The organism is Aliiglaciecola sp. CAU 1673, from assembly GCF_029223185.1.
Taxonomy (GTDB): domain Bacteria; phylum Pseudomonadota; class Gammaproteobacteria; order Enterobacterales; family Alteromonadaceae; genus Bowmanella.
This window is the reverse complement of record NZ_JARHUG010000003.1, coordinates 100,303-123,520: the sequence shown is the minus strand read 5'-3', so window position 1 is coordinate 123,520 and position 23,218 is coordinate 100,303. Positions and strand designations below refer to the sequence as shown.

Below are 23,218 nucleotides of genomic sequence, written 5' to 3'. Positions count from 1 at the left end.
CTAGGAAGTTTGGTCTATAACTAGGGCCATTAGATCTTACTCTGCACATTTACATACCTTCCAGAATGTATATAATGCACACAATTCAATCAGGTCACTTCTATGATGCCAAAAGCCCCAATCCTTACTTTACTGATGCTTGTTCTACTTACCTTCACTGCTAGGGCCCATGAAGACAGTGCCCCTGTTGATAGCCAAAAGGCGGTGCCGGTGGCCGCCTCTAAAGTCAGCCGCGGTATGCTGCGGGATTGGGCCTTTGCCGAAGGCATTGCCCAAGGCATTCGCCGCGAATACCTAAGCTTTGAGCGCCCGGGTCGGGTGACCTTCATCGCCAAGGATGACAACGGCATTCAACTTCGGGCCGGTAGTCAGGTGTCCGGGCCGCAAAGCGGCGAAACCTTCGGCCAGTTGCTGGGCCGGGTGGATGAACGCGAGGACACCGAAGTGGTGCGCGGCTATGAGTCGAATCTGAGCGGTGCCAAGGAGCGGATATCCCAGACCAGGGCGCAACTTGAGCAGGCCCGCAATAACCTTGAGTTGGCCCGCGACAATTTCCAGCGTACTGAGTCCATATGGCAGCAAAAGCTTATTCCCAAAGAGCAGTATGACGCCGCCCGTACCGACAAGCTCAACGCCGAGCAGGCCCTAAGCAGCGCCGAGGCCGAGCTGAAAGCCGCCATCAGCCAGGAAAGATCCGCTATCGCCCAACTTAACCAGGCCAAGGTGGGACTGGAAAAAACCAGCTTGTTTGCGCCTTTTGACGGGGTACTGCGCAAGGTCAATGTGCGCGAAGGCGACTATTGGGGCGGCCCGGCGGCGGTAATGAGCGACCGAGAGCGCGAAGCCAGCGCCGCCATGGTGATTGTGGATACAAGTCAGTACGAAGTGACCCTGAATGTGCCCTACTACGCCACCGGCAAGCTGGCCGAAGGCCAGGCAGTGTTTTTAAGCCATAGCCCGGCAGCGCTGGTGGCGGCCGCCCAGGCCAATGATATGAGTAGTGTCACCCAGGGCCGGGTGTTTTCCGTCAGCCCCAGCATCAGCCTGGAGCAACGGGCGGTGGAGGTAAAAGTGCATACCATTGCAGGAGCGGAGCTGCTGCTCGATGGCATGTTTGTGACCGCCTGGATTTTGGTGGAAGAGCGCCCCCAGACCCTGAAGGTGCCCAATCAAGCAATACTGATGCGCGACAACAAGCCCTTTGTTTATATGCTGGATGCCGACAACCGTGCACAGCTTCGCGCCGTACAAACCGGTATCGAGGATCTGCAGGAGATCGAGATCCTCGAGGGCCTCAATGATGGTGACCAGGTGGTGACGGTGGGCAAGCATAAGCTGGCCGACGGTACGCCGGTGCGCCTGGTTAATGGTGGAGCCAAGCATGAATAAGCTGGCCCATAAGTTTTTTGTTAATCGCATTATCAGCAGCCTGGCGCTGATGATAATGCTGCTGGGCGGCCTTATGGCCTATCAGAGCATGCTTCGGGAAAACTACCCGGATCTGGCCATTCCCCAGGCGCTGGTGTCGGTGGAATGGCCGGGGGCCGCGGCCGAGCAAATCGAAAAAGAAGTCACCAAGCCCCTGGAAGATGCCTTAAACGGCTTAAACGGCTTAAAGAAACTGCAAAGCGGCTCCCAGTATTCCTATTCGCTGGTGGCAGTGGAGTTTGAGGCGGACCTGGATGTCAGCGAAGCCATGGCCAGGCTTAGGGCCAAAGTGGACGAGGGCAAGGCCGACTTTCCCGATGGCGTGAAGGTGCCCAAGGTGGAACAAATTTCCGTTAACGACACCCCGGTGCTGGAGCTGATGCTCTACGGCCCTTTGGACGATTACGCCCTGAGCCAAGTGACCCGCAAGATTGAAAAGCGCCTGCAAAGCCACCCCGGCATTAAGAAAGTGGAGCTTGGCGGTTACCGGGAAACGGCGGTACAGGTGCGCTTGCTGCCCGAGCGCCTTAAATCCCTGGGCGTCTCGCCATCGCAGGTACGCCAGCGCCTGCAGGAAGCCAATATGGATATGAGCTGGGGCGAGTATGACGACGGCGATGCTGTGGTGCAGCTGTATCTGGCCGGGCGCTTCGACAGTATCGAGAGCTTGCGCAAGTTGCCCATAGTACGCCGGGACGACAACAGGGTGATCCGACTGGAAGAGCTGGCCATGGTCTACAAGGGCCTGGAGCAGGCCCTTAGCCGCACAGCCTTTTCCGAGACCGGCAGCGCCTTTGAAAGCGGCGTATCTTTGGGCATAAAAAAGCGTCCGGGGGTGGACACCATCGGTCTGATTCAGGAAACCAAGGCGCTGATGGCGCAAATGCAGCAGGAAACCTTCTGGCCGCAAAACCTGAAGGTGGCGGTGATCAGCGACGAAAGTGAGCTTATCCAGGAGTCCTTCGACAATATCTTCGACAATATCTGGCAGGCCATGGTGGCGGTGTTTCTGATCCTGATGGTGATGCTGACCTGGCGCGAAGCCCTGGTGGCAGGCCTGGCCATCCCCCTGACCTTCCTCGCCACCCTGATGGTGCTGGGTCTAAACGGCTATAGCCTTAACTCCATGATTATTATCGGCATGGTCATGGCGCTGGGACTGCTGGTAGATGTGTTTATCCTGGTCATGGAAGGCATGCACGACCATTTGTATGTGAAAAAACAGGCCTTTAGCGAGGCGGCCATCAATACGGTGAAAACCTATGCCTTGCCGGCCATGTCCGGTCAGCTCACTACCATTTTGGCCATGGCGCCCATGGCTGCCATCGGTGGTATTGACGGCAAGTTTATCCGCCTGATCCCGGTGACCGTGGTCACCTGTTTGCTGTTTAGCTATGTTATCGCCTTTTTTGTCTGTATCCCCCTGTCTAAATGGCTGTTGGCCGACACTAAGGCCAAGGGCGAAACCGCAGTGGATAAGCTAACCAAAACCCTGGAGCACAAGGTACGCACCTGGCTGCTACAAAACGCCCTGCAATCCAAGGCCCAGGCCCGTAACTGGGTGCTGCTGGCACTGGGGCTGTTTGGGATCTCACTGGTACTTTTCTCGCAATTGCCGTCGCTGCTTTACCCCAAGGCCGACGGCCGTAATCTGGCTATCACCATTGAGCTTGCCCCCAACGCCAATCTGGAGCAAAGCCAGCAGGTGGCCACACTTGCCGGTGAATACCTGAGTCAGCAGCCCTTTTTTGACAATGTGGCCATGTATGTGGGCAAGCGCAGCCCCAGGGCCATCGGCTCCTTAAGTGAAAACCTGATGCTTAACGACAGCCCCAATTTTGTCGGCTTCTCGGCGCTGTTTTCGCCCAAGGATGAACGGCCCAAGCTTGCCTATGAATACGTGGATGAACTCAGAGCCGGGTTGGAGCAGGCCTTGTATGAGGTGCCGGGGATCAGCATTTTGTTTAAGCCCGAGGTCGGCGGCTCCACCGGCGAAGATCCCCTGCAAATCGTTATTATGGGCGATGATATGCAGCGCCTTGCCGATATCGCCCTCAAAGTGGAGCAGCGCCTTGGCACCATTACCGGGGTGTCCGATGCCCGCAATAATCTGGGCGCCTGGAAAACCCAGGTCAGGCTACAGGCCAATCCAGAAGCCCTGAGCTTTCACGGCATCAGCGAGCAGGACTTTGCCGCCCAACTGCGTCTGGCTACCGAAGCCGATGAGTATGGCAAGTTTAAATTGGAAGGCACAGAGGATGATCTGAAAATCCGATTAAGCACTTACTGGCAAAGCCGCGGCGATGCAATGGGCGGCCCGCGCTCCATCTCCGAGATTGCGCTGATTAATATCTTTGACAGCCAGGGCAATGTGGTGCCCTTTGCCAACCTGGTGGATTACGAAATCCGCTCCACTGCGCCGGTCTTTACCCATACCGGCACCAAGCGCGCCATCACGGTAATGGCCAAGGTGGAAGGCATTACCGTGGGCGAAGTGCTGGATATCATGACCCCAGAGCTGGATGCCATGGCCGGGGACTGGCCACAGGGCTACGGCTACCGCTTCGCCGGCGAAGCAGAAAGCGCAGAAGATACCTACAGCCAGGCCGGCATGGTGTTTGTGCTGGCCATTTTCCTGGTGTTTGCGGTACTGACCCTGGCGCTGAATTCCTTACTGCAACCCATAGTGGTGCTGCTGACCCTGCCACTGGCCTTAACCGGCACCTTCAGCGGCTTTTGGCTATTTGGTATCCCCTTTTCTTTTCCGGCCATGATTGGCCTGATTTCCCTGGTGGGGATCGTAGTCAATGATGCCATCGTCATGGTGGATACCATGAATAACCACCTAAAAGCCGGTAAGCCCTATGCACAGGCCATTGCCAGCGGCGCCGCCGATCGCCTGCGGCCGATTTTCAGCACCTCGCTGACCACCATCGTGGGCCTGACGCCATTGGCACTGAGCGATGCCATGTGGTTCCCCCTTTGTATGGCGATTATTTTCGGCCTCATCGCCGCCACTGTGGTGGCCATCGTGATTATTCCGTCCATGTACTATCTAGTATCCTCGCGCCGGGCCAATGCGATTGAAGCCGGTCTTAGTTCCACCACCAGCCCAGAGACAGCCTGATGCCAAGACGTACCAAAGAAGACGCCCAGAAAACCCGCCAAAGCTTGCTGCATACGGCGCTGATGCTATTTGCCGACAAGGGGGTATCCAACACCACTCTTACGGATATCGCCAGCGCCGCCGGGGTCACCAAGGGCGCCTTTTACTGGCATTTTAAAAACAAACTGGAAGTCTTTGAGGCCATTAACCAGGAATACACCAAAGATCTGACCGAACAGACCCTGGCCATCGCCGCACAGGCAGAGGATCCGGTGCAAGGCCTGCTCGATGCCATTGGCCATTACCTCGGTCAGGTGGAACAAAGCCAGGAGCTACGAGCGCTGTTAATGATCGCCACCTTTAAATGCGAATACACCGACGAGTTCGCCCCGCTGATGCAAATGGACTTACAGGAGCTGGCCGACGGCATGGATCTTTTCCACGAGGCCCTAAGCCTGGTGCCAGAGTCCCGCTGGCAGCAAGCCAAGCCAGATATCGCGTTACTCGGCGCCCAATGCATCAGCCTCATTCTAGGCAACCTGCACCGCTGGTTATTACAGCCCGAGAATAAGTTAAGGGAGGAGAGCCTAAGCGGCATCCGTGCTTTGCTTCGGGGGTATGGGTTGGGGATTTAATGTAGTTGGGGCGTTCGGCTGGCTCTCTAGCGTATTGTCTTTTTGCTAACCGATTGTCAGCTTTGAGTTGTTAGTCTTGGCATAAACAGTATGTTAACTGCCACACAGGCCGGTAACTGATTCTACACTTGCTGTGGAATGTCTTTGACCAGGCGAAATAATGTTGCCCATCCGTGCCCTCTACCAGTATGCCGTCTCCCGTGGCCTGATAATTATGCTGATGGCTGGCCTTTTATATCCCGCCGTCAGTCATGCCGACAACCTGCGCCTGCATAGCTATAGCCTGCGCGCCCACCTTACCGAGAAGACCGTGCTGGGCCAAAGTGCCACCTAGGAGTTTGAGCAATACGATCTCGCGGCGACCTTTCGCCTGCCCTGGCTGCGCCATGCCTATTCGGGTTTTGCTTCAGGCACTGGGCTTATCGCTAGTACGGGGCTGCTTCGCGGCGCCGGCCACAATACCTTGGTCGTGTTGGCTGTGCCGACTTTATACCTTGAACACCGCAAAACGGGCATTGCTGTGGATATCGGGGCCGGTGGCGCGTTACTGAGCCGGCATCGTTTTGGTACCCAGGATTTTGGCGGTCCTTTTCAGTTTGCCCTGACCTTGGGTATGGGGCTTCCTGTCTACGACAATCTGGGTATTGGCTATCGCTTTTTACATTATTCCGATGCTGGCACTAACGGCTCAGGCACTACCGGTGCCGATATGCATATGATTGAGTTTATCTGGCGCTATTAAGGACAGCAGCCATTCGCCTTGCCCTTAGGTGTGTTCGCCTTATTCTGCTAGAGCTTGTAAAAAATCTATATTATCAGATAGTTACGCTGACATCTCGTTCGTCATAAAGGCCGCATCAATCGAAAGCAAGTTCATCAGGAAAGTAAATAATTATTTATATAAGGAAATATAATGAAGCTTCATTCCCCTTCAGTATCTCTATTGCTGTCTGCGTTGGTCATCTGTAGCGCCACTGCTGCCAAAGAAACCACACCAGTGCTCGAAGGACCCTATCTGGGGCAAACCCCGCCGGGACTCACGGCAAAGCCCTTTGCACCGGGCATTGTCACCACCCAGGGATTTGATGATGGCGGGGTCTTTTCCAATGATATGGAGGCGTTTTACTTTATTAGAAAAAATAGCGAAAAAAATAAATTCGAAACGGTCATCTATAAACTAAAAGGTAACCTTTGGGTTGAAACAGTGAGTGAAGAGCCAAGGCCCTTCTATCCCTTCTTCTCGCCGGACGGCAAGACCATGCATCTGGGCAAAGGATACAGAGAGCGCACCGACGCCGGTTGGTCAGAGATAAAAAGCCTGGGTGCTCCGTTCGATGATATCAACATTATGAGCCTCTCAGCTTCTTTACAAGGCACCTTTGCCATTGACGAAAGACGTCCGGATGATGACGGTATCCTTCGATTTTCACGGCTGATAGATGGCAAGCGCGAGGCACCCATCCCCTTTAACCAAGACATCAACAGCGGTACCCGAAATGCCCATCCCTTTATTGCGCCCGATGAATCCTATGTGATGTGGGACGGCATTAAAGAGGGTGGATTTGGAGATGTCGATCTCTATATCAGTTTCCGTCAGCCGGACGGCGCATGGGGCCCTGCCATTAACATGGGTGACAAAGTCAACACCGCTGCCTATGAGGCGGGGCCAAAGGTCACTCCAGACGGAAAATACCTGTTCTTTGTACGGAATATGGGTTCGGACAAATTTGAAGATGTCGATATCTTCTGGGTCGATGCACAGATTATTGAGACGCTGCGTCCCCATTAAACACCAGAACTACTTCAGCGAGTGTGCCGCTATCAGGCCAGACAACCTTGCAATCAACCCACAAACCTTGCATCTGGTCGTATTGTGGGAAACAAGCCACGCCTTAGGGGTTACCGTATTTAGGGCAATCCAACAACACAGGAATCAGAACAATGAGAATCACAGGTACACTGGTCACACTATTGGCAAGCTGGATGTGCTTGTCGGTATCGGCATTTGAGATAGGTGAATGGAACGGGGTTTGGGAGCGCTATTCCGCCGAGGGGCAACTCGTAGAGAGGATCAGTGCAAAGGAAGTGGTCCAGGGAAAACTCATCTCATCGAAGATCGAGTATTTTAAAGAAGGCAAACCGGTCGGGGATGGGGCAACGGTAATGTCAGACCTGAACGGCCAGTTACGGGCAACGATGCATTTTACCAGTGGCATGCAAATTGAGCTGGATAGCCTTGCACGTGAAAAGGACTCGGTGTTCTTCCATCTCAGGCAGATCAATCTTGCTAACGGAGAGCATATTGCTGACCTGTATACGCGCTTTACCTTGCTCACCGTCGATGGTAAACAGATCATCAGGCAAGACGTCTACCAAGACAAAGAACAAAATACCCCTCTACGTAGCGTAGATTTTTACAAGAAGCCGGTCTGATGCGTTTAATCCGGCATAGAATGACTGGTGCCCATGCCGGGCGTGCCTTGGCTTTTACACTTGGGCAAGCACGTAACGCCCTTGTTGTCTGAAAAGCAGGAAAAAAGACCATAGTTCTGGATCGCAGACAAATAAGGATTTCAGAGCGTTGGCACCCAAAAGCACCCGAGACGGACGCTACCGCTTGGCAACCATAATCCCCACAAAGTGAATACCAATCAGCCACCAGATGGCGTCTCTATGCTGCATATGAAGGTCATGAAAGCCGGGGAATACCTGGTAGAAATTGTCCCTGGACGGTTCGAACGCCATACCGAACAAGCTCAGCCGGATTTCGTAGTTGTTAAACATCATCAGGCCGGTGGCCACCAAGCCGAAAATGCAAACATAGAGCGCCAGATGGGTGATTTTAATAAACCAAGCATGCTTGGTACTTTTTGGCTTAACCCTCGGGATCTCGGTCTTGGTCTTGGTCTTGGTCAGATAGGGCAAGACTATCCTCAGTAAGGTCAGCAATACCAACACCATGCCGATCAGGGCATGTATTTCTACTGCTTCCTGACGATGCTCCAATTGGCCTTTCATATCCCAATCCACGTTATGCAGCTGACTGGACAGGCTCATCAGCATAAATAGCAGCAACAAGGCAGAAAACCAGTGAAGTGTCCTGTCGATGATGTAAGTTTTTGATGTCATTGCTCACAAATCCATGTTTATTAAAACGTTTGAGGGCAAGTATTTGTGCCGATCTTGATTAGACCACAAGACACATCCAGATTCCCGAATGTGCTGCAGATACCTACTTCACAGGCCGATTTTCATTCAATCAACGCAGAACCCTGGCATCTGGTCGAATTGTAGGAAACAAACTATCGCCAAGGCGTTACTGTGGCAGGCGAACAGTTAAACCGCATAGGAGTCAAAGGTATGAAAATCAGACGTGCACTGGTCACAGTATTAGCAAGCTGGATGTCGTTATCGGCATCTGCATTTGAGATTAGCGAATGGACCGGGGTTTGGGAGCGTTATTCCGCCGAGGGACAGGTCGAAGAGAGGATCACCGCCAAGGAAGTGATTGAGGGGAAATTACTGTCATCAAAAATTGAGTATTTTAAGGACGGCAAACCGGTTGGCGATGGTGCGACTGTAATGTCAGACCTACAAGGCAAGGTACGGGCATCGATGCATTTTACCAATGGCCTGCAGATTGAGTTGGATACCCTGGCTCGTGAAGAGGACTCGGTATTTTTTCAACTCAGGCAAATCAATCTTGCCACAGGCGAGCAAGTCGCTGAGATGTTTACACGCTTTACCCTACTGACCGTCGATGGCAAGCAGGTTTTGAGGCAAGATGTCTACAAAGACAAAGAGCAGAATACTGCCTTGGTAAGCGTGGATTTTTACAAAAAAGCAGTTTGATTATGAATCACCCGGCATTGACTTGCTTATGCCAGTGTCGGGCCTGTCTTGCGTTGGTTTCTGCAATTGGGGGGCACGCAACGCCATTGCTGTATGAAACGCCATTGCTGTATGAAAGGCAGGAAAGAGACCATAGTTATGGATCGCAGACAGATAAGGATTGCACCGAGTCGAAACCCAAAAGCACCAGTACGGGCGCTACCGCCTAGCGGCCATAATCCCCACAAAATGAATCCCAACCAGCCACCGGACGGCGTCTCTACGTTGTAGATGAAGGTCATGAAAGCCGGGGAATACCCGGTAGAAATTGTCCTTGAACGGTTCGAACACCATACCAAACAGGCTTAGGGGGACCTCGTAGTTGTCAAACATCACCAAGCCACAGATGCAACAGTGCAGCGTCTTCATTAAATCAGCCGTGCTTGGCGCTTCCTGGCTGGCCCCAAGGGATCTCGGTCCTGGTCAAGTGGGAAATACGAACCTTAGACAGAGGCAGACTTAAATGGCAATTAGCTGCTGGCTTTTCGGCGAATTTTGCCTATCGCAAAAAGTTTTCTTCCGACCATGACTAGCAGACAATAAGAAGGGTGAAAAGGATCTGAATGTTCCCACTCACCAGTCCGGCTGACCATTCACCAGCGAATCTACCGCCATCAGTCTTAATTTCGCTACTTTCAGCTCGCCTACATTACATAAGGAACAAGCATGAACCTATCAACCCAAATGTGCCGCTCCGCTTGGGCCGGCCTGGCTCTGTTGTTGTCCGCCTGCGGTGGCAGCGGTGAGCAGAATATCACCATAGACCTCAACCTATCCCGGGACGCCCGCTGGGCGGCGGATATCGAGTATATGACCGGCCGCATGACAACGGTGCATCCCAACCTTTACCACAGCTTCAGCGCCACTGAATTCAATGCCGCAAAAAAGGCACTGCTTGAGGATATTCCCCGCCTGGATGACCACGGCCTGTTTGCCAGGCTGCTGCAGCTTTTTGCACTACCGGGCCAGGAGCGCGACCTGCATATGGCGGTGTCCTATTTCGATGGTACCGACAATCTGATCAATCCACTGAAATTCTACCGTTTCGAGGGCGGAGTCTTTCTTATCCAAAGCCTGGATGAACACCAGGATTTCATCGGTGGCGAGCTACTGGCTATAGACGGCCTTCCACTGAGCGAAGCTAACGCGATACTAGACAGCATTATCCCACGCGACAATCAGCAATCGCTGGAGGTGTTTCGCAATTTCGCCTATATCAACCCCGCCGTACTCTATGGCTTGGGCATAGGCAATTCCCCGACCGCCACCACTTACAGCCTGCGCCTGGAAAACAATGAAGTCGTGGAAATGCCGGTAACGGCTATCAGCCCCATTAATTTCCCCCTCGACCCCAGCCATAATCTGCCTAAGGACAATACCGTCGGCTACCTGAATAAGCGTGGCGATCTCTGGCTAGAACATTTTGAGGAAAACGCCACCGTCTATATCAAACTCAACCGGATGGTGGAGTCCTCCGGAGGGGTCAGTTTGAACGATCTGGCCCAGCAAACCCTTGCCATTGTGCAACAGGCGCCCGGCACCAAGGTGGTGCTGGATTTGCGCCAGAATAACGGCGGCAACAATGAACTTGTCGGGGACATCATCGACTTTCTGCGCCACCCTGAAATAAACCGCCCTGACCGGTTACTTGTGTTTACCGACAGGCAAGTACTCTCGGCCGCCGGTAATCTGGTTGCCGAGCTGGACTATCGCACCCAGGCCACTTTTATTGGTGTGCCCCCTGGTGGCAGCGGCAGCCAATATGGCGATGCGAAAGAATATCGTCTGCCCTACTCCGGAATCACCATTTATTTACCCACCCGATTCTGGCAGTTCGGCGACCCGGACCATCAGCCACTTTCCCAGACCATGGATGTATGGATGGAGCCGGGGATCCTGGATTATCTGACCAAGCGAGATCCACTGTTTGAGCGTTTCGTGTTGGCACGGACCGGACAATAAGCAGATGCAGTCCCTGTTGTTATGGCTAAGCGGACTTTACTGGGTCCGGCATATTCATCCTTATTGCCTGTACTGTGGCTATGTCAGTCTGCTGATGATCCTGGGCGCCCTTTGGTGGCGCCCCTATCTGGGCCTCTGGACGCTGCTGCCGATATCAATGGGAGTGCTTTGGCTGTGGCAGGGTCCCAGACTGTTGGAACCCCCTAAGACCAGCAAGCGCTGGGCGTCCAGGGCGGTACTTGGCATCAGGGTATGGCGCAACAGAAAACAGATACCGATCGGGGCCGAGCATCTGGATATGGTGCGGATTATTTTGGGGTTGCTGAGCGGTACCTGGCTGATGCTGTTTACTGCGCTGATATTGCAGCACAGCCACCTGGCGGTGGCAGGATTTAGCCTGTTGCTGTTGTCCCAGAGCTGGTTTCTGGACAGAATGGTGTGGCTTTTCGATGATATGGCAAGGAACCATGCCGACTATAATAATTGGCTGTATTAAGAGGCTGTGCTTAGCGGCACTCAACACCTGGCGGCCCTTGGCCGCCCTGTTGCTTCTGCTTTGGGGGCAAAGCGCCCACGCGGACATCCAAGTAGAGCGCTATGGGCCCTTTCGCTACTATGAAACCCTGGACCAGGGACCCAGTTTTACTTCTTCGTCCCGGGAAGCCTTTAATGCCCATATGCGCGCCCAACCAAGCCAGGGCCTGTTTGCCCTGGAATGGGATGTGGAGCTGTCCGGGAACACTCCTCCCGCACAGGATTGGGAGCTGAATGTCCATATGCTGGCTGCCCAGTCCGTCTATTTTGACGGTGTTCTGGCGGGCCATAATGGCCGCCCGGGCGCCAGCCCGGCATCGGAAGTGCCTGGTATGGTGTGGACCAGCTATCTTATTCCCAATCATCTGCTCACCCCGGGCCACCACCGCATTCGTATCGAAGCCTCGGCCCACCATCGCAGTCAGGGCATGAAGTTGCTGCGTCACTGGGAACTTAGGCCTTTTGATCCCAGCACTCGCTATGTCAGCCTGTGGAGCCTGATCCCCAGCCTGATGGTAAGCGTGTGCCTGGTGATCGGCCTGTACTTCCTGATGCTGTTTTTTACCGAGGGCTATCAGGCCGATTACGGGGTGTTCTCCCTGTTTCTGCTGGCGCTCAGCGCCTATGGCTTCGCCATACAATGGGATCATCTGGTGGGCTACAGCTATGACTGGGAGTCCCTTAACTTGACCGTGGAGCGCATCAGTATCCTTTTGATCGTGGTGCTGCTGCCCCTGTATTTTATGCTGCGCCATAAGGTGCCGAGGATATGGTTATGGCTGCTGGGTGCGGCGCTATTGACCAAGCTGCTGCAATGGATATTGCCCGCCTACCAGTCTCAAATGCTGTGGATCATCAGTTTCAGCCTGGCGTTGTTTATCAGCCTGTTTTACGGCTTTAAATCGGGCAGGCATTATTGGTGGGAATCCCTGGGGTTGCTGCTGTGCCTGATTGGCGTGTTCAGCCAGTCGCTGGAAGATGTGTTTTTGTATTATCCCTTCCTGCTGTCCTTTGTGTTGCTGACCCATGCCATCAGCATGCAGCAGCGCAAACATGCCCTGCGAGACGCCCAGTTGTTGGAGGCGCAACTGCGCACCGACCTGCTGAAAAAACATATTCAGCCTCACTTTCTGCTCAATACCCTGACCTCGCTGATGGAGTGGACAGAAACCGATGCCGAGAAAAGTAGCGCCTTTATCGCCGAACTGGCCGATGAATTTCGCCTGATGTCAAAGGTGGCCTCCAGCCAGCTGTCCGACCTCGACACGGAAATCGCACTGTGTCAAAAACACCTGAACCTGATGTCACTGCGGTTACAAAAGCGCTGTGAGCTGCAAGTAAGGGGTATAGAAGGGAGCGAACCTTTTCCCCCGGCCATCTTCCATACCCTGGTGGAAAACGCCTTTAGCCACAATGTGTATGAACAAGAGCGGATTGTCTTTGAACTGGAAAAGCGTCAGATTGATGCCGACACCACCTTATTTTCCTTTAAGGCGCCCCTGGGCCGGCGGCAAAGCGACAAGTTCAGGCAAATTGGGGTTGGTACCGGAGAGAAATACATCGTCGCCAGGCTCAATCAGTGCTTTGGCACTTTCTGGAGCCTGAAGGCCAATGCGTCGGCCGGCCATTGGCAGACGGATATTATAGTGAACTACCGCAAGCTGAAGATCCGCAAGGAAAAAGAGGCCTGAGCATGCATATCCTGATAGTGGAAGACGAAAATACTGTGGCCGCCCGTATCGAGCGTTTTACCCGGGATTACTTCGAGGGCAACCCGCTGCAGCTGAATGTCTTCCATAGCCTGGATGATGCAGACGACTTCCTCAGTCGCCATCCCATCGACCTGTTGTTCCTGGATCTTAACCTCGCCGGGCGCGACGGCTTTAATCTACTTAAGCTGGTGGTGGCAGAGTCCTTTCATTGCATCGTCATCAGTGCCTATGCCGAACGGGCGCTGGAGGCCTTTGAATACGGCGTGCTGGATTTTATCGCTAAGCCCTTTACCCGCGAAAGATTTAATAAGGCCATGGACAGATTCAAGCACGCCGGCCGGCATCAGGGGGCAAGGTATCTGGCAATAAAGCGCCAGGGAAAAATCGAAATGATTGAACTAAGCCGGGTGCTCTATTTTCAGGGCGCCAATATTTACTCTGAGGTGGTGCTGGACAGCGGCGAAACCCTGTTACATGACAAGCCGCTGAACAAGCTTGAGCAAATCCTGCCCGCGCACTTTAGCCGGGTGCATAAGTCTTACCTGGCTAACTTCAACCAGGCCGCAGCTATCCATAAACAAGGAAATAAGGCCGTGCTGCGTTTTCATAAGGGCCAGGAAATACCTATCAGCCGCAGCTTATTTGGGCAGATTCAGGATAGGATGATTTAATTGAGGGATAGGGAACCGGTAGAAGGAGACCGGGAACCTGATGCGAAATGACATTTGGATGAGACTATTAATGCATCTCGATACGCCCGATACCCTGCATATCCGCTGCGGCAGCGATATTTTCGTGGCGCTACGCCAGGCCGGAATTACAGGTAAGTTGCTGGAATTTAGCGATCCTTTTTGCCAGGGACCGGTGAAAGCCCTAGGCCAAGTGGAATTTATTGCAAAACGGGCAGACTTTATCGCCTCTGTCTATGGATTGGGCAAGGAAGAAACCCTGTCGGGGCTGACTAAGCAATATCAGGCCCTGGAGCAGCTTGGCGATGCTGAGCAAGTGGTGCTGTGGTTTGAGCATGATAATTATGATCAATTGATCCTGACTTATCTGCTGTGCCGTTTTTCTGACCTTGGCCTTGGCGAATGCCTTGGCGAACGCCTGCAGCTGATTTGTATTGACCACTATCCCGGCATCGAGCCTTTTCACGGGATCGGGCAGCTTGGCCCTGAGGCACTCACCGCGCTGTGGCAACAGGGGCGACGTCCGGTAACGTCGAGTCAACTGGAAGACGGCCAGGCCCTTTGGCAAGCCTTTAGCGGTGGCCATATCCCGGCCTTAAATGCCTTTTTACAACAGGGGTCGGCCCATTTGCCCTTTATGCGGCAGGCCCTTAAGCGCCAGTTGCAGGAGCTGCCCTGGGCAGACGGCCAACCCGGCCTGACCCGCCAATTGGTAGGACAGATTTTATCCGAACAAGGTGAAATCAAGGCCGGCAAGGTTTTCAGGGCACTTATGCTGGAAAAAGAGCCCCTGCCCCATTTAGGCGATCTGATGTTTTGGGCGCTGCTGCAAAATATGGCTGCGTGTGGCCAAATCAAGCTAGAGAAAAGCCAGGCGCCATGGCCGCAGCGTTTGCTCAGTGCCGTTGACCAACCCCCAGCAGCAACGACCGACCATAACATCTCATGGTATGTGGGCCCATTTGACTTGTCTGCGCCCCGCTGCCCTCGTTGGGATCAGCAGCAGGGCCAGATTAGTGCACCTTAGAAGGTATATGTCAGCGCCGCCACACCAGTAAAATCCATATCGTCATCCACGATAGGCGAGTGGGTGATACTGCTATCCATATCCGCCACTTTTAGCATAGAGAATATCTGCCAGGAGGGTGATAAACCATATAACAAGGTGACAGCGAGATAGGGATTGTAAGCCGAACCGGCCTGATAAGGGCTGAAGAACGGACTTTCCCCAGCATCGACACCATAGTAGTAATCACTGCTTTCAGCATCCAGATACTCCAAGCCAATGGCGGGGATCACAAACAAACTTGGGGTCACTTGATAGCGTCGTTTAACACTGCCATCCAGCTTCATCCCTTTGGAGTGGCCACTGATATCCTGTCCCGCGGCAAGTTCGGCTGTAACACTCCCCAGGTGCCAGTTTACTTTTAGCCCGGCTAGGATGGAGAAATCCCTTTTGCTTATGGTTTTCATTTGCGCGGCATCTGCTTCGTCAGGATCGAAGTTATCAAAACCGGGGCCCAGGGTAGCCTCAATACTCCAGTTTTTATCACCAACCAGCCGATAGCTGGCTTCCACTCCCTGAAATTTGAACCGTTCGCCCTGGTACTGAATTAACGGAACCACAAAAACGTTACTGGACTCCCCTTGATACAGCGAGCCGGTGGCCACAACGCCAACACCTGCGCTCCATTGCGCGCCGTAGCAGGTGAGGGACAGAAGGGTCAGCACGCCCAACATCAACGAATTATTTAAATGCATAAATACCCCACAATTAAATACCTATACTCAGGCGTGCAAATCTACACTGCGATTGAACATCTGTATGAGTACGAAAATGTATCCACTTGTATCAATTACTTATGGTGTATTTTCCAAATCACCGTTCTTTGCATAAAATTATTGGCACTCAGCGCTTTGCCTATTACGTATTCTCACCAATACGGTGCTGCCGAGAAAAACTCGAATAATGGTCACCATCAAGGATCATCCAGCGGTGCATTGTGCAGGCTCTCAGGGCTGCACAAAAAGAGATGCCATGGCGACATGACGCTGCCAAGCTCGCGAAGGGCGTGGCTGCAAGGAAGGATGCAACAATGTCTCAAGCCTCAGCAGTAGAAAACAGCAGCAGTAAGCCTGGCCATTCTTCCTTGGGGCAAGAGGTTTGCCTGTCCAAACAGTTGATGGCAACACTGAATCAGTTAAATATCATCGGCCGCTCGCCAGCCTTTTTGGATTGTCTGCAGAGAGTCCGTAAGTTTTGCCGCAGCCAGGCACCGATTCTGCTTGAGGGAGAAACCGGCTCGGGTAAGGAGTTGGCAGCCCGGGCCCTGCATTATCTCGGACCTCGCCAGGACAAGCCTTTTATTCCGGTAAATTGCGGCGCTATCCCCGAGGCCATGTTTGAAAATGAACTCTTTGGTCATCGTCAGGGAGCCTACACTGATGCCAAGCATTCTCAGGCGGGATTGGTAGAGCAGGCCGACGGCGGCACCTTGTTCTTAGATGAAATCGACAGCCTGCCGTTTAAATGTCAGGTGGCATTACTGCGCTATTTACAGGATCAGAAGTACCGTCCGCTGGGTGCCCAGGTACAGCGTCAATCGGATATCAATATCTTAAGTGCGACCAATACCGATCTGACAGCACTTGCCAGTAGCGGACAGTTTCGTGAGGACTTGTTGTTTCGCCTGCGGGTGATCAGCATCCGTATCCCACCGCTTCGTGAGCGCGGCGACGACGCATTGCTACTTGCTGAGCATTTCCTGCGTCAATTTGAACATCAATATCAGCAAGGCCAAAAGACCTTGTCTGCCAAGGCCAAACACAAACTTTGCCACTACGCCTGGCCGGGCAACATACGTGAGCTGCATAACCTGCTGCACACGGAATACCTGCTTTGTGAAGAGGATTGTATCGATCTTAATCAATTGAACGCAGGATCTGCTGATGACTCTCCTTTGGTGAGCCTGGGGCAGGATTCCTATCAAATCCCTTATTCGAAGCTTCGCGAGCAGGTATTGGAAGAGTTTGAACGTCAGTACCTGCAACAGTTAATGCTCAAAACCAGGGGCAATATCTCTGCCGCCGCCCGTCTGGTGGAAAAAGAGCGCCGCTCGCTGGGCCGTTTGCTGGATAAGCACGGCATCGATAAGCGCGACTATTGGCAAGATTAACCTCATCTGACCCTGTCCATTATCCTTTTAATCTGGCCTTGGCCTGACTGACCAAGGTTTTGGCCTGGGCGCTGCTAATGCCCTCGCGCCTGCTCAGCTTACCGGGCGTCAGCGCCGCCAGCTCGCCAATGCTGCGGATATTGGCTTCCCGAAGCGCGGTATCCAACGCCGGGGTGACCGCCGCCAGCTCTTTGACCGGCCGGGTTTTGGTCACTTCCAGTTGAATATCTTTGTGCATCTGACGCAGGCTATCCAGGCTTTGATGGGTCTGGGTAAGCTCTTCGGCCAGGGCTTTTCTGGCCGATTGCACCGTTTTCACCTGACTTTGAATGGCCGCAAGCTCCTCTTCCATGGCCAGTTTCTCGGCGCGAAGGCTATCGATATCCTTACGCACCGCTTCCAGTTTGCCCAGCTCCTTACGCCGGGTTTCGGCCTTGGCAAGCTCGGCATTGACCGCACTCATATCGCTGAGTTTTTGCTTACGCGCTTCCATCTCCGCCAGCTTCTGACGATCGCTCTCCGATAGCTCTACCCTGCCCGCTTCTGCTTTTTCCAGCGCATAAAAAGCCACCTTTCCGTCTTTTTGATAGAGAGTAACCTTGCTACCAGGTGGAATACGCTGCGGGGTGGAGGTAAAGGCGCTTAAGTAGCGATCGGCTTCATGGGCATCGTATTTTTTAATGCCCTGTACCTGAATCTGGTTTTTATTCAAAGTGCTGACCGCATCGTTCACCTCGGCCTGCATCAGGCTTTGTTTACGCACCCCAAGATCTTTACGCCGGCCACTGTCGGCCACCGATACGGCCTTGTCGGTGGCCAATTGCCCCATAAAGCGCGCGCCCTGGAATTGGCTGCGAATAAGTGCGTTGGTGTCGGTGCGCTGATAGGTCTGGATACCTTTTCGGGTATAGCCGGCTTTCAGGGCATTGGCCCTGGCCGGTTTGACGGTGGGCGCACTGGTAGACTCGCGGATAACCCTATCACGCTGTTTATCAAACCAATTGGGCAGCACCGCACAACAAAGCTTACCCACCGCTTCTTTTAACAATGGCCATACCGGAATGATGGATAGCCAGTACCCCATGGTGGGGAAGGATTTCACATACTTACGCTTGTCGAAATTGCAGATGTTGTAGACCTTGTTATCGCGAATCTCGACACTGGCAAGGTAAATAACATCGCCATCCTCACAGCTTGGACACTTGACCAGCAAGTGATCGCAAAAGCAGTCCTTCAGATACTGGAAAAGCCCGCCGACCAGGCCATAGAAAGATTGCAGCACCGCCATGCGGTAATCCGCCAACTGCTTTAAAAAGGCTTCGTTGACGGCCAGTTCCGAGGTCGGCACCAGACTTAAGGTATTACTGACATAGTTGAGGGCCACCACCTGATTACTTTGTGGCGCAAGCAACAAATCGGTGGGTTGGATCTGCACCGGGATACGGAAATGGCTGGTTTTGTTTCCCGAAGGCTGCACCGCTTGCAAGCGATAACCGTCTTCCATGGCCAGCAATAACTGCTCTGCCTGCGGATGATAGCAAAGGGCCACGCCGGTATTTTCCACCTCCAGTATGGCCTGCGGGCGGCTTTGCGCAGTCAGGGGCAGTTTGTAGGTTAACAAGCGCTTATCAGCGCTTTGCGCCACCGCATCACTCATTACATATAAAAAGGCGCGCTCGCCACTGCGAATGGCCAGGCCGTCGCTACCCACCAGGGCCTTGCCGGTATCATCGGCCAGGGAGACCTCCAGGGCATCGGGGGATTGCTCCGGATCGACCCGCAGCGGACACACCACAATGCGGTCATAAACATCCGGTTCGGCATTCTCGTCCATGGCGGTGCAATAGGCGATCTGCGTCTGCACATCGATGGCCAGGTGACCGCTGGCATTAAAGGCATATACCGGCTCAGGCTGCGGCTTTTCCTGATCCATTAAAAGGTCCGGGCGCAGGAAAAACAGTCCGCGACCACGCACCGTGGCATACAGCAGGCCACGATCCTCCGTGGAGAGCTGCATCTCCAGGATTTCCATATTGCATAAAATGGTCATCTGCTCCCATTTATGTTCTTTACCCACCCTGGCGATACCGAACACCGTATCCACGCCGCGTACGCTGGCCGCGGCATACAGCAGGCGGCCATCAGCGGAAAAGCTCAGGGCAGTGACCTCAGCGCCCTCGGCAGCGGGCATTTCCACCACCTGCACCAGCGCCTGTTCTTTCAGATCGTAGACATTGATGCTGTTATCGGTGCCGCCATAGGAATACACGCGCTCCCCCGAGGGGTGCAGCACAATGCGGGTATGCAGGTTTTTGCCAAAGACCGTGGCCATGCCGGTGTCTTTAAAGGGATATTCAGGAAAGGACTGGTCCTGGAACATGGCGCAGAAGGTTTTGCTTTGTAAAAGCTCCCGTAGGGCCAGATAAAAATCGCGCAAAATAAGATGCTCTTTGCGCGATAAAAAAACATAAGCACCGTTTTCATGATTAATCAGTTGAATAACCAGGTTCAGCAGGCTGGTGAACTTCATCCGCTCTTTGGACACCAAACCGGTGGTGCCCCCTTCCAGTTCATCCAGTTCGTCCTGATCTAAAAACTGGAACTCGGCCATCACCGCCTGGACCAGATCCAAAATGCAGTGCTGGACAAAATCCATCAGCAAGGTGCCATCGAGCATGGAGCTATCGGCATTGGCCTCGGTATAAGGCACCACCCGCACCTTGGGTTGACCGTCTTCACCTCTGTCCAGACGCAAACAGACCGTGCCCTTACCCTCTTCCAACACGCGAATACCGCGCTCCTGCATGGCTTCGATGCGTGCCATCACATCCAGAATGCGCTCGTTATCAAGAACAATATCCTCACCTTCACAATCGATGGCATAGCCCGGGGTGATGCGCACCTGGCGACGTTGGGCCTCCCCTTGCTCGTCTAGCAGGGTATCCGGGCCGCAGCGGGCAATCAGGCCACAAACAATGCCCCAGCCATGCAGATGTTTGTTGTGCCAGCGAAGGTCCCTGCCCTGGCACAAGGCATCGATGGCTTCCTGCACGGTATCGGCATGGGCAAGATGGTCGCAATGGCTGTTGTCATAGCAGACATCGGCCGCCTGGATATCGGTTAAAGGCGGAAACCCCAGGCTTTTACACAGCCCGGATTCATCGGGGATAAAACTGCCATCCTCGATTTTACCAAGCAGCAGATAGTGGTGTTTGATGCCACCAGGAAGGTCCTGCTCAAGCAGACGATCGCCGGCCACATTCACCGTTTCACGCACCACCGCCTGCCAGAAATCCCCGGCCAGCAGCGGATGGTCATCAAGCTCCAGAGTCAGGGTCATCACATCGTGATTGATGGTGACCGTTGCCCCCTCGCTGACATGGGCATGGGCATTGGCATCGGAGGTGGTGGAAAGAACCACGCCACGATCCGCCCCTTCGATAAGCTGCCAGTTAGCCCCCACTTTTTGTAAAGTGCAATAGCCATCCCAACGACGCACCGCGCTATAACCGCTGGGGATAGAATCAGGATAACCGTCGGTGAGCGCGCCGCGTATTGGCGTAAAGCCCGGGGTCAAGTGACGGCCCAAATGCTTTTCACTGTCCAGCAGCTCCGGGACGGCGGCCAGCGGATCCACATAGCCATCGAAAAACTCATACACCCAGGCGGATGACTCAAAACCCAGGGGCGCTTCACCAATGGAGTATTGCTCGGCGCCATTTTCCCTGGACCATTTGAGCACCACCTTGTCGGGTTTGCCGCCGTTATCATATTCCACATGGTGCACTTCGACCCGAAACAGGTAATTACCGAGCTTATCCTGCAAAGCAATTTCTTCAGCGCAGGGATCGCAAGGATCAGGCTCGGTACTGCCCTGTCGTATCTCAAGGGTCAGCTGCGCTTCGCCAATGCCGGGGTTTTGCGCCGGATCCAGTGGATCGGCAGCAAGGGGGCACCACTTGACCTGGGCCATGGTCTGGGTGCGGGTGCAGGTATCGGCGCCATGTAACCCCGCATCACGCAGCTCGCCATCCTCAAGCACCAGTACCGTGCGCTCCCACACATCCAGATACAGCTGGTGATCGGTAACAGGCAGCGGCGGTGGATTGGGAAAATCCGCCTGACTGTCATAGTCAAACACCGACGGGTCGGCCAGGATGGCCTCGGGATGGGGGGCTACAGCGGCGAGAATGCCGTCCACATAGGCCACGCCCCAGCGCAGCATATGGTGCCTGGTGCCATCGGGCAGGTGCAGGGTTCTGACCAGCCCCCGCTCCCTCGGCGTGCCGCTGCCGATAACATCGGTCAATACTTCGGCCAGATGATGCTTGTGCAGATCCGAGAGTTCGTTCCAGTCGGCGTCGGTGAGCATCCTGCCCATTTGCTGATAGATACCGGAATAACGTTTTCCGGCATCAAAACTGCTTCGAGATATCTGTGCTTTCATCTTCTCACTTCCCTACACAAGCTTGGTTGTCGGGCTGCCCAGGCAGCCCCCTGTTATTAGGCTACTGAGGCATCTGCAACAGGCGCGGATCGGGGATGACCACGGCCTTTTTGCCAAGGGGTAAATAGTCAGCCAATTTGTCCACCATCACCTCATTAAGCAGGCTTAAGTAAGCATGGTGGTAAGCACCCATCTCGGTACCATCTTCCGCCCCATGCCTGATGGCCGCAGAGGTGGCCGGGTGCAACACGCCACAGCCGCGATCGCCAAAATCATCGGCAAAAAACAACGGCTTTTCGCGGGTCACATGACTAAAGGTCATGCCGCCTTTGAGTTGATCCTTAATCACTGCGCTGTAACGCACACAGCCCTTATCCGGCGGTTTGGGCGTGGGATGATCTTTACGGATACGCCCGGCAAAAATGCAGTCAGAGGCCTGCACCACCTCAGACAGGGTGCTGTCCAGCACCGTGCAATACTCCAGGCGGCTTAAACCGGTGGCGGCCTGAAGCTGCTTAAACAAACAGTCTTTGGCCAGGATCACCGGCTGCTCCTGATCCTGGCTGTGCACTTCTATCTTGCGCGCGGCGCAGCGCCATAGTTCAACCCGGCCCGAGTCGGCCTCCAGACGGTTCTCCAGGATCAATCCTTCGAAGCGCCAGGTATGGGCATCGGCCGGGCCAACGCCGTCCGGCACCTGAGCGAGCTTGATGACCCGGCGCACCACCACCGGCACAAAATGCTCACTATCCAGGCTGCGATTGCGAAATACCGTGCGCTTGCCTTGCTGCTTGATCTCAATCAGCGACAAAAAAGCTTCGCTTGGCGCATCGGACCAATTCACCATCGGCAAATTGGGGCGGAAAAAGCCGGCCCCCGGCAAGGTATAAAACAGGATATTGCCCGGATGAGCATGGCCCACACGCCAATCGGCACAGCGAAAATCCACGGTGCACTGCGACACATCTTCATAACTGCCGGGATAACATGGAGCGCCATGCATACTGACTTGACGCCAGGTACGGGTATCGCCGTCGATATCGCTTTGCTGCGCGGCCGGATTGCTGCTGTCAGTGGCGATTGCACCGCTGGGACAACGAAAATCCACCATGGCGGCCGGCAAATCCGGCTGACGGGCGGCGATGGAAGGGGGAGCAGCCGGCACAATTTGGCTAAAGCCGAATAGCCGGGCATCCTGTCTTGGCACATTTAACCTGGGGGTGATGGCTACCCGTTTGTAGCCTTCCTGCAATACCACCTCCCATTGCGCTACCGCCTGGGCCACTTCCTCAAGTACCGCCAGGGTGCCCTTGCCCTGACGCCAGCGCACCGCGTTGGCTACTTCGGCGCGCCGGCCCTTGGCCAGGGGCGATACCAGGCGCACATCGAAAAGCTCGGCAAAATAGGGTAATAACCAATCCTGACAGGCCAGGCCGCCATCCAGCGGCTGGTCAGGGAAATTATCCGCCAGGCGCTGCAGCATTGTCTGATGAAGGGCATCCAATAGCCCGGCGTTGGCCTTTAAGTACTTCAGCAGATGGCCATTGCCGCCATAGTCGGGGTCGTCGCGGTTGCGGTAAACCCCGGGGATAATTTCGTATAGACGGCTGGTAAAGTCCTGACTTGCCATATGCTTAC

Annotated in this window: 17 protein-coding genes and 1 pseudogene; 14 read left to right on the top strand and 4 right to left on the bottom strand. The window is 54.1% G+C overall.

Going from position 1 to position 23,218, the window contains the following annotated elements; translation table 11 throughout:
* Positions 1–102: 102 nt before the first annotated feature.
* The 7 genes and pseudogenes from P2G88_RS03845 to P2G88_RS03815 all read left to right on the top strand — a co-directional run bounded on the left by P2G88_RS03845 (position 103) and on the right by P2G88_RS03815 (position 7,602).
* Positions 103–1,389 (top strand): efflux RND transporter periplasmic adaptor subunit, encoded by a 1,287-nt coding sequence (locus P2G88_RS03845; protein ID WP_275794372.1) that lies wholly within the window; start codon positions 103–105, stop codon positions 1,387–1,389.
* Positions 1,382–4,555 carry an efflux RND transporter permease subunit gene (locus P2G88_RS03840; protein WP_275794371.1) on the top strand — a complete coding sequence of 1,058 codons (3,174 nt, stop codon included), beginning with the start codon at positions 1,382–1,384 and terminating at the stop codon, positions 4,553–4,555. Before P2G88_RS03845 ends, P2G88_RS03840 begins: the two co-directional genes overlap by 8 nt.
* Positions 4,555–5,169: a TetR family transcriptional regulator gene (locus P2G88_RS03835; RefSeq protein WP_275794370.1), complete on the top strand. Its 615-nt coding sequence runs from the start codon at positions 4,555–4,557 to the stop codon at positions 5,167–5,169. The genes P2G88_RS03840 and P2G88_RS03835 overlap by 1 nt, the downstream gene beginning before the upstream one ends.
* A gap of 160 nt (positions 5,170–5,329) precedes the next feature.
* Positions 5,330–5,503, top strand: coding sequence for a hypothetical protein (locus P2G88_RS03830; RefSeq protein WP_275794369.1), 174 nt, complete (start codon positions 5,330–5,332; stop codon positions 5,501–5,503).
* 21 nt (positions 5,504–5,524) lie between these two features.
* Positions 5,525–5,911 (top strand): annotated as a pseudogene (locus P2G88_RS03825) (acyloxyacyl hydrolase); the annotation flags it as partial.
* Between the two features lie 171 nt (positions 5,912–6,082).
* Complete coding sequence (locus tag P2G88_RS03820; protein WP_275794368.1) at positions 6,083–6,958, top strand: hypothetical protein; 876 nt, start codon at positions 6,083–6,085, stop codon at positions 6,956–6,958.
* 152 nt (positions 6,959–7,110) lie between these two features.
* A complete protein-coding gene (locus tag P2G88_RS03815; RefSeq protein ID WP_275794367.1) occupies positions 7,111–7,602 on the top strand; it encodes a hypothetical protein in 492 nt (163 codons plus the stop codon).
* A 177-nt stretch (positions 7,603–7,779) separates the two neighbouring features.
* Here the strand turns inward: P2G88_RS03815 and P2G88_RS03810 are convergent, their stop codons facing one another.
* Positions 7,780–8,298: a cytochrome b/b6 domain-containing protein gene (locus tag P2G88_RS03810; RefSeq protein WP_275794366.1), complete on the bottom strand. Its 519-nt coding sequence runs from the start codon at positions 8,296–8,298 to the stop codon at positions 7,780–7,782.
* Positions 8,299–8,529: 231 nt separating this feature from the next.
* Between P2G88_RS03810 and P2G88_RS03805 the strand changes: the two genes are divergently transcribed.
* The 6 genes from P2G88_RS03805 to P2G88_RS03780 all read left to right on the top strand — a co-directional run bounded on the left by P2G88_RS03805 (position 8,530) and on the right by P2G88_RS03780 (position 14,984).
* Entirely contained in the window at positions 8,530–9,021 is a 492-nt protein-coding gene (locus tag P2G88_RS03805; RefSeq protein WP_275794365.1) for a hypothetical protein, read from the top strand.
* Between the two features lie 705 nt (positions 9,022–9,726).
* Positions 9,727–11,022, top strand: a complete 1,296-nt coding sequence (locus P2G88_RS03800) for a hypothetical protein (RefSeq protein ID WP_275794364.1) — start codon at positions 9,727–9,729, stop codon at positions 11,020–11,022.
* A 4-nt stretch (positions 11,023–11,026) separates the two neighbouring features.
* Positions 11,027–11,518: a DUF6653 family protein gene (locus P2G88_RS03795; protein WP_275794363.1), complete on the top strand. Its 492-nt coding sequence runs from the start codon at positions 11,027–11,029 to the stop codon at positions 11,516–11,518.
* Entirely contained in the window at positions 11,490–13,247 is a 1,758-nt protein-coding gene (locus P2G88_RS03790) for a sensor histidine kinase (RefSeq protein ID WP_275794361.1), read from the top strand. The genes P2G88_RS03795 and P2G88_RS03790 overlap by 29 nt, the downstream gene beginning before the upstream one ends.
* Before the next feature lie 2 nt (positions 13,248–13,249).
* A complete protein-coding gene (locus P2G88_RS03785; protein WP_275794360.1) occupies positions 13,250–13,939 on the top strand; it encodes a LytTR family DNA-binding domain-containing protein in 690 nt (229 codons plus the stop codon).
* 58 nt (positions 13,940–13,997) lie between these two features.
* A complete protein-coding gene (locus P2G88_RS03780) occupies positions 13,998–14,984 on the top strand; it encodes a DUF1835 domain-containing protein (protein ID WP_275794359.1) in 987 nt (328 codons plus the stop codon).
* On the opposite strand, the gene P2G88_RS03775 is transcribed toward P2G88_RS03780, so the two are convergent.
* Positions 14,981–15,718 (bottom strand): MipA/OmpV family protein, encoded by a 738-nt coding sequence (locus P2G88_RS03775; protein WP_275794358.1) that lies wholly within the window; start codon positions 15,716–15,718, stop codon positions 14,981–14,983. The genes P2G88_RS03780 and P2G88_RS03775 overlap by 4 nt on opposite strands.
* 335 nt (positions 15,719–16,053) lie before the next feature.
* Here P2G88_RS03775 and P2G88_RS03770 point away from each other — a divergent pair, with 335 nt between their 5' ends.
* Entirely contained in the window at positions 16,054–17,133 is a 1,080-nt protein-coding gene (locus P2G88_RS03770) for a sigma-54 dependent transcriptional regulator (RefSeq protein ID WP_275794356.1), read from the top strand.
* Positions 17,134–17,152: 19 nt separating this feature from the next.
* Here the strand turns inward: P2G88_RS03770 and P2G88_RS03765 are convergent, their stop codons facing one another.
* On the bottom strand, positions 17,153–21,580 hold the full coding sequence (locus tag P2G88_RS03765) for a DUF6519 domain-containing protein (protein WP_275794354.1): 4,428 nt from the start codon (positions 21,578–21,580) through the stop codon (positions 17,153–17,155).
* A gap of 61 nt (positions 21,581–21,641) precedes the next feature.
* On the bottom strand, positions 21,642–23,210 hold the full coding sequence (locus P2G88_RS03760) for a hypothetical protein (protein ID WP_275794353.1): 1,569 nt from the start codon (positions 23,208–23,210) through the stop codon (positions 21,642–21,644).
* Between the last annotated feature and the right edge of the window lie 8 nt (positions 23,211–23,218).

What these genes read in the sequence shown, in the direction of transcription:
- P2G88_RS03845 (WP_275794372.1), top strand. Translation starts at nt 103, where the DNA reads ATGATGCCAAAAGCCCCAATCCTTACTTTACTGATGCTTGTTCTACTT.
- P2G88_RS03840 (WP_275794371.1), top strand. Translation starts at nt 1,382, where the DNA reads ATGAATAAGCTGGCCCATAAGTTTTTTGTTAATCGCATTATCAGCAGC.
- P2G88_RS03835 (WP_275794370.1), top strand. Translation starts at nt 4,555, where the DNA reads ATGCCAAGACGTACCAAAGAAGACGCCCAGAAAACCCGCCAAAGCTTG.
- P2G88_RS03830 (WP_275794369.1), top strand. Translation starts at nt 5,330, where the DNA reads ATGTTGCCCATCCGTGCCCTCTACCAGTATGCCGTCTCCCGTGGCCTG.
- P2G88_RS03820 (WP_275794368.1), top strand. Translation starts at nt 6,083, where the DNA reads ATGAAGCTTCATTCCCCTTCAGTATCTCTATTGCTGTCTGCGTTGGTC.
- P2G88_RS03815 (WP_275794367.1), top strand. Translation starts at nt 7,111, where the DNA reads ATGAGAATCACAGGTACACTGGTCACACTATTGGCAAGCTGGATGTGC.
- P2G88_RS03810 (WP_275794366.1), bottom strand. Translation starts at nt 8,298, where the DNA reads ATGACATCAAAAACTTACATCATCGACAGGACACTTCACTGGTTTTCT.
- P2G88_RS03805 (WP_275794365.1), top strand. Translation starts at nt 8,530, where the DNA reads ATGAAAATCAGACGTGCACTGGTCACAGTATTAGCAAGCTGGATGTCG.
- P2G88_RS03800 (WP_275794364.1), top strand. Translation starts at nt 9,727, where the DNA reads ATGAACCTATCAACCCAAATGTGCCGCTCCGCTTGGGCCGGCCTGGCT.
- P2G88_RS03795 (WP_275794363.1), top strand. Translation starts at nt 11,027, where the DNA reads ATGCAGTCCCTGTTGTTATGGCTAAGCGGACTTTACTGGGTCCGGCAT.
- P2G88_RS03790 (WP_275794361.1), top strand. Translation starts at nt 11,490, where the DNA reads ATGCCGACTATAATAATTGGCTGTATTAAGAGGCTGTGCTTAGCGGCA.
- P2G88_RS03785 (WP_275794360.1), top strand. Translation starts at nt 13,250, where the DNA reads ATGCATATCCTGATAGTGGAAGACGAAAATACTGTGGCCGCCCGTATC.
- P2G88_RS03780 (WP_275794359.1), top strand. Translation starts at nt 13,998, where the DNA reads ATGAGACTATTAATGCATCTCGATACGCCCGATACCCTGCATATCCGC.
- P2G88_RS03775 (WP_275794358.1), bottom strand. Translation starts at nt 15,718, where the DNA reads ATGCATTTAAATAATTCGTTGATGTTGGGCGTGCTGACCCTTCTGTCC.
- P2G88_RS03770 (WP_275794356.1), top strand. Translation starts at nt 16,054, where the DNA reads ATGTCTCAAGCCTCAGCAGTAGAAAACAGCAGCAGTAAGCCTGGCCAT.
- P2G88_RS03765 (WP_275794354.1), bottom strand. Translation starts at nt 21,580, where the DNA reads ATGAAAGCACAGATATCTCGAAGCAGTTTTGATGCCGGAAAACGTTAT.
- P2G88_RS03760 (WP_275794353.1), bottom strand. Translation starts at nt 23,210, where the DNA reads ATGGCAAGTCAGGACTTTACCAGCCGTCTATACGAAATTATCCCCGGG.